The sequence below is a fragment of the Verrucosispora sp. SN26_14.1 genome, from assembly GCF_004307965.1.
Classification (GTDB): domain Bacteria; phylum Actinomycetota; class Actinomycetes; order Mycobacteriales; family Micromonosporaceae; genus Micromonospora.
Genome location: NZ_SISL01000366.1, coordinates 1 through 5,867 on the forward strand (window position 1 = coordinate 1; position 5,867 = coordinate 5,867).

8 protein-coding genes are annotated in these 5,867 nt (G+C 71.6%); 1 reads left to right on the forward strand and 7 read right to left on the reverse strand.

What is annotated here, in order from left to right; translation table 11 throughout:
- Positions 1–22: 22 nt before the first annotated feature.
- From EYA84_RS24535 to EYA84_RS24560, 7 genes are all read right to left on the reverse strand, one after another.
- On the reverse strand, positions 23–595 hold the full coding sequence (locus tag EYA84_RS24535; protein ID WP_131055751.1) for a GNAT family N-acetyltransferase: 573 nt from the start codon (positions 593–595) through the stop codon (positions 23–25).
- Between the two features lie 62 nt (positions 596–657).
- Positions 658–798, reverse strand: a complete 141-nt coding sequence (locus EYA84_RS32635; protein WP_161595031.1) for a hypothetical protein — start codon at positions 796–798, stop codon at positions 658–660.
- Between the two features lie 448 nt (positions 799–1,246).
- A complete protein-coding gene (locus EYA84_RS24540; protein WP_131055753.1) occupies positions 1,247–1,597 on the reverse strand; it encodes a DUF2203 domain-containing protein in 351 nt (116 codons plus the stop codon).
- 90 nt (positions 1,598–1,687) lie between these two features.
- Positions 1,688–2,506: a pyrroline-5-carboxylate reductase gene (proC, locus tag EYA84_RS24545; RefSeq protein WP_131055755.1), complete on the reverse strand. Its 819-nt coding sequence runs from the start codon at positions 2,504–2,506 to the stop codon at positions 1,688–1,690.
- Positions 2,507–2,575: 69 nt separating this feature from the next.
- Positions 2,576–3,604 (reverse strand): 6-phosphofructokinase, encoded by a 1,029-nt coding sequence (locus EYA84_RS24550; RefSeq protein ID WP_131055757.1) that lies wholly within the window; start codon positions 3,602–3,604, stop codon positions 2,576–2,578.
- 181 nt (positions 3,605–3,785) lie between these two features.
- Complete coding sequence (locus tag EYA84_RS24555) at positions 3,786–4,286, reverse strand: pyridoxamine 5'-phosphate oxidase family protein (protein ID WP_236145939.1); 501 nt, start codon at positions 4,284–4,286, stop codon at positions 3,786–3,788.
- 79 nt (positions 4,287–4,365) lie between these two features.
- Complete coding sequence (locus EYA84_RS24560) at positions 4,366–4,863, reverse strand: polyadenylate-specific 3'-exoribonuclease AS (protein WP_131055759.1); 498 nt, start codon at positions 4,861–4,863, stop codon at positions 4,366–4,368.
- 263 nt (positions 4,864–5,126) lie between these two features.
- Here EYA84_RS24560 and EYA84_RS24565 point away from each other — a divergent pair, with 263 nt between their 5' ends.
- On the forward strand, positions 5,127–5,819 hold the full coding sequence (locus EYA84_RS24565; RefSeq protein WP_013735136.1) for a Crp/Fnr family transcriptional regulator: 693 nt from the start codon (positions 5,127–5,129) through the stop codon (positions 5,817–5,819).
- Positions 5,820–5,867 lie beyond the last annotated feature (48 nt).

Sequence of the window (5,867 nt, forward strand, 5' to 3'; positions counted from 1 at the left end):
GGTGGCGGCCCCGGCTCCAGGTTCATCCGTCGCTAGCTGCCGCGCCCTCGCGGCGGGCCCGCCACTCCGGCGCCAGCACCGACCAGACCTCCAGGTCGACCCGCCCGGACGGACGGGACAACACCTCCCGGAGTACGCCGTCGCGCCGCATCCCGAGCCGACGCGCCACCGCGATGCTGCGCACGTTGCCCGCGTTGGTACGCCACTCGACCCGGTGCAGGCCACGCTCGACCAATGCCCAGTCGATGATGCGTTCGACCGCGCGGGTCACCAGGCCACGCCCCTCGGCCGCCGGTTCCAGCCAGCAGCCCGCCTCGCAGACCCCGGTCGCCGCGTCGAACGACACCAGCAGTACCCCGCCGACCAGCCGGCCGCCGAGCCAGATCCCCCAGATCCCGCCGCCGTCCCGGGCCCACCGGTCCGCGTAGCGCTGCAACACCTGCCGCGCCCCGTCCAGGTCGCTCGCCACGAAGGACGGCCCCACCCAGGGTGCGATGTGCTCCCGGGCCCGGTCCAGGTTGGCCAGCAACTCCTCGGCGTGCCACGGATCGAGCGGACGCAGTTCCGCGTCCTCGGTCAGGGCGATGGCGAACATCAAGGTGCCTCCACTCGTTGCGTCGCGACGGTCCGGGTGGGCCGGGGGCCAAGCAGAGCCGGTCACGCGCCGAGTTGATCATCTGGCGACTGGCGTCCGCGCCTGATCGCCTCGTCGTAGACGCCCGTGTCGATCGCGTCCGCGGTCAACTCGTCCAACGCCTCACCACGCGCCCTCGACCGCCGTTCCTTGTACGCGAGCACGTCATGCAGTGCGAGGCGGCGACCGGAACGGCGAGAGCCTCGCTCACCACCTCTGGCACGTCGACCGGCTCTGCCCCGTCGACGATGAGTTGCAGTCGCCGTCCTCGGAGCGGTCGCCGAGCGAAACGCCGGAGCTCCTCACCGCCGGGTTCCAGCCCGCCTGCGGGCACCACCGTCACAAGGTCCTCCAGCCGGCCTGGTCCTGCCCCCAGCCACCGAAACGAAATAACGATAGCTCCGGCGAACTCGGCGGCTTCTCTGGCGGCAGAAGGGCCGACCGCCCGGACGCCTGCGGCCTTACCGCGCGAGCAACGCCCACACCGGCACACACCGCCACCGAACAGCCGCCGTTTCGTCCACCCTGGTCGATGACCAACCACTGTCGACGATGGCATGTGCGCGAGCTGGGGCAGACGCCTCCGGCAACGGCGTGCCCGGGCCACACCGGTCAGAGTGGGCGGCGGCCGGCGAAGCCGCAGTCGGCGCGGTGGTACCAGCGCACGTCGCTGTCCCCCTCCAGCCAGCACCAGAGCACCTGACGGCCGTCCCGTTCGCCGGGGAAGTCGAGCAGCACCGGCGCGAGGCTCTTGATCTCGATGCCGTGCTGCCGGATGTCGTCGAGGGTGGCGTGCAGCCGGGCCTCCAGCGCCTTCACCTCGGCGCGCCCGCCGAGTGCGCTCAGCCCGTGGGAGGCCAGGTCGGTCTGCAACTCGGCCAGGTCGGCCCGGACCCGGATCAGCTCGTCGATGCGGGGACGCAGGGTGGCTACCAGGTGCCGGGCCTGGGCGAGTGTGAACACCGCGACAGTATGCGGCACGCCGGTCGCCGGAAGGAGCCCGCTGCCGACCTGCGCCGCCGGGGCGTCGTCACCGCGTACCGGCGGTGCCGTTCACTCGGCCTGGGCGGCCAGCTCGCGGGCCCGGTCGCGGGCCGCTTCGAGTGCGGCCAGCAGGGCCGCGCGTACGCCGTGGTTCTCCAGCTCTCGGATGGCGGAGATGGTGGTGCCGGCGGGTGAGGTGACCGCCTCGCGGAGCTTCACGGGATGTTCGCCGGAGTCCCGCAGCATCACCGCCGAGCCGATCGCGGTCTGCACGATCAGGTCGTGCGCCACCTGCCGGGGCAGGCCGAGCAGGATGCCGGCGTCGGTCATCGCCTCGACCAGCAGATAGAAGTACGCCGGGCCGGAGCCGGAGAGCGCGGTGACCGCGTCCTGCTGGGTCTCGGGCACCCGGATCGTCGCGCCGAGCGGCGTGAACATCTCCTCGGCCAGCGACAGGTGTGTGCCGGTGGCGTGCGCCCCGGCGGAGATGGCGGTCATCGCCTGGTCCACCAGGGCCGGGGTGTTGGTCATCACCCGGACCACCGGGGTGCCCTCGGGCAGCCGGCGGCTGAAGAAGCTGCTGGGCAGGCCCGCGCAGAGCGAGATGACCAGCTTCTCGGCGGGCACCTTGGGCCCGATCTCGTCCAGCAGGGCGGCGGCGTCCTGCGGCTTGACCGAGACGGCGAGCACGTCGGCCTCGTCGACGGCGGTGAGGTTGTCCACCACCCGGACGCCGTAGCGGGCGGCGAGTTCCTCGGCGCGTGCCGGCCGCCGGGCGGTGGCCAGCAGCCGGTCCACCGGCCAGCCGGACCGCAGCAGGCCGGAGAGCATCAGCTCGCCGATCTTGCCCGCGCCGATCACCGCGACGGTGTGCACCCCGGCTGACACCTGACGTACCCCCTTCGGGAGCCGGCGTCGCGGCGGACCTGCTGGTCCGCCGCGACGTCGGGACGACGATCAGCTGCCGAAGAAGACCTCGGCCTCGGCGTACCGCTCCAGCGGAACGGTCTTCAGCTCGCGGGTGGCGTCGGCGAGCGGGACGCGGACGATGTCCGTGCTCTGCATCGCGACCATCTTGCCCCAGTCGCCCTCGTGCACGGCGTCGATCGCCTGCAGGCCGAGCCGGGTGGCGAGCACCCGGTCGAACGCGGTCGGCGTGCCACCGCGCTGGATGTGCCCGAGCACGACGGTGCGGGCCTCCTTGCCGGTCTTGGCCTCCAGCTGCTCGGCCAGCCACTGGCCGATGCCGCCGAGCCGGACGTGACCGAACGAGTCCAGCTCCTGGTTCTGCAGGACCATCTGGCCCTCCAGCGGCTGGGCTCCCTCGGCGACCACGACGATCGGGGCGTACTGGTGCTGGAAGCGCTTCTCGACGTAGCCGGCGACCTGCTCGACGTCGAACTGCCGCTCCGGCAGCAGGATCACGTTGGCGCCACCGGCCAGGCCGGCGTGCAGGGCGATCCAGCCGGCGTGCCGGCCCATCACCTCGACGACCAGGGTGCGGTGGTGGCTCTCGGCGGTGGTGTGCAGCCGGTCGATCGCCTCCATCGCGATGTTCACCGCGGTGTCGAAGCCGAAGGTGTAGTCGGTGGCGCCGAGGTCGTTGTCGATGGTCTTCGGCACGCCGATGACCTTGACGTCCAGCTCGTGCAGCTTGGTGGCGACACCGAGGGTGTCCTCGCCGCCGATGGCGATCAACGCGTCGACGCCCTGTGCGGCCAGGTTGTCCTTGATCCGCTCGACGCCGTTCTCGATCTTGAAGGGGTTGGTCCGCGAGGAGCCGAGGATGGTGCCGCCGCGCGGCAGGATCCCCCGGACCTCCGCGATGCCCAGCGGACGGGACAGACCCTCCAGCGGGCCCTTCCAGCCGTCCCGGAACCCTACGAACTCATGGCCGTAGCTGGCGACGCCCTTACGGACCACCGCCCGGATGACCGCGTTGAGACCCGGGCAGTCGCCGCCGCCGGTGAGCACGCCGATACGCATGATCCGCTCATCCTCCTGGGAGCAATTCGGTCAAGCCCGATCAAGCCCCAGGATAAGTGTCAGGTCAGACCTCGGCACCGTTGCCGGCCCGGGGCGGGCCGTCCCCCCGAACTGTAGTCGCCGCACCGGCCCACCTCACACCGCGCCCCGGTTACCAGCCAGTAAGCGTCGTCACCGCCAGTCAGTAGGTGTCGTCACCGGCGGACGCCGGACCACCGCCCGAGCCGGAGCCGCCCTGCCCCAGCAGGCCGACCGAACGGCCGTCCCGGGCGTCCCAGCACCGGGCCTCGGTGACGTGCACCGCGACCAGCGTCAAACCGCTCGTCGCCACCCCGTCGGGGAACCACCCGGTGAGCCCGGGGTGCCACAACCGTTCGGCCCGCGCCGGGTCGTAGTCGTCCCGGGCCGTACCGGACAGCGACACCCAGACCCGCCCGTCCGGGTCGTGGAAGCCCACCGCCACCTCCGCGTTGACCCGCAACTGGCGGACGGTCGACGACCCGGCGTACGCGAAGAACCACAACTCGCCGTCGAAGTCCGCGCGTTGCAGCGCCATCGGACGGCCGACGAGCCGGCCGTCGAGGGAGGTCGTGGTGAGCGTGCAGACTTCGGCCGCCCTGATCAACTCGGTGATCCGGCGCCGGGCGTCCCGGACGGTCAACACCTCGTCACGCTCCCTCACCTCGGCACCGTTGGCCACACCGATGCCCGGGGCAGAACGGGCCAAACCACCGATCGACCGCACTGCGGGGACACCGGCGCTACGAACCGGTGATCGCCCGCCAGCGGGCCAGGTTGTGCCGGGCGTCGACCAGGGCGTCGTGACGGGCCGCGTCGGCGTTCGGCAACCGTGGCCGCCCCCGCTCGTCCCAGAGCTGTCGCAGCTCCTTGGTGTAGCGGGGGATCTCCCGGGGCAGGGCCGGCATGGCGCCCCAGAGCTGCGCCAGCACCACGTGGTCGTACGCGGCGTACCAGGCCCACAGCTCCAGTTCCTCGCCGGGCCGGTCCCGGATCGGCTCGACCAGGAAGTCGTACAGCTCGTCGCGGATGCGCTCCCGCGAGCGCCACGCCCGGTCCGCCGGGGAGGGCAGCTTGTCCAGCACGTTGCGGCGGACCCAGGGCACGGCGCGGCTGGCGTCGAACTCGGTGGAGACCGCGTAGAACTCGCGGTCGTACTCGTCGACGACGCCGATCGAGACCAGCTCGACGGTCCGGCCGTCCTCGATGAATTCGCAGTCGTAGAAGTAGCGGTAGGCCATCCCCGCCATCCTCGCCGACGCCCGACGGGGCCGCTCGACCGGGTCACCCACCCCGGGAGCGTTTCCAATCGTCCCGATTGGGGGACATCCGCAGCTCGAAGCTGTCACGGAAGTGATTTGAGGGGTGTACAGCAAGCGACCGGACCGTCATGATCTGATGTGTACCGCTGCCGGACGCCGCACGGGTGTCAGAACACCTCGTCAAGGGCCGCCAGGCTCACCCGGTGAGCGAGTTTGGTCCTTTACCGGGGAGGGGTGGGGCCGTGGAGATGCGCCTGCCGGAGCCGGGCGACGCGCTCACGGGTGTGGAGATGTTCGCCGGGCTGGAGCCGGAGGTGCGTCAGCGGGTCATCGCCGCTGCGGTGCCCCGGACGTATCGCAAGGGTCAGTTGCTGTTCGTGGAGAACGACCCCGGCGAGTCGCTCATCGTGCTGCGACGGGGTGCCGTGGCCGTGTTCCGCACCGCGCCGACCGGCGAACGGGCCGTGCTGTCGGTGATCCGACCGCCGGACGTTCTCGGTGAGGTCTCGTTGCTGGACGCCTCCACCCGGTCCGCGTCCGCGGAGGCGATCGAGGACTGCACCGCCCTCGCCCTGTCCCGGGGCGCCTTCATGGAGCTGGTGCACTCCAATCCGCGCATCCTGGACGCGGTGATGCGCTCGCTGGGCGCGCTCATCCGCCGACTCACCGAGCAGAACGCCGACCACGTCTTCCTCGACCTGCCCGGTCGGGTCGCCAAGACGCTGGTCCGGCTCGCCGGGGAGAGTCAGGCTCCGATGATCACCATCGAGCTGAACCAGAGCCAGCTCGCCGAGATGGCCGGCGGCTCACGACAGAGCGTCAACCAGGCGATCGGGTCCTTCGCGAACCGGGGCTGGCTGCGTACCGAGGGTCGACGGATCGTCGTCACCGACGTGCCGGCCCTGCGCCGCCGGGCGGGCATGAGCGACCGCTGACCCAGCGCGACGACGCGGGCACGACGAACGGGCGGGGCCGGGGACGAT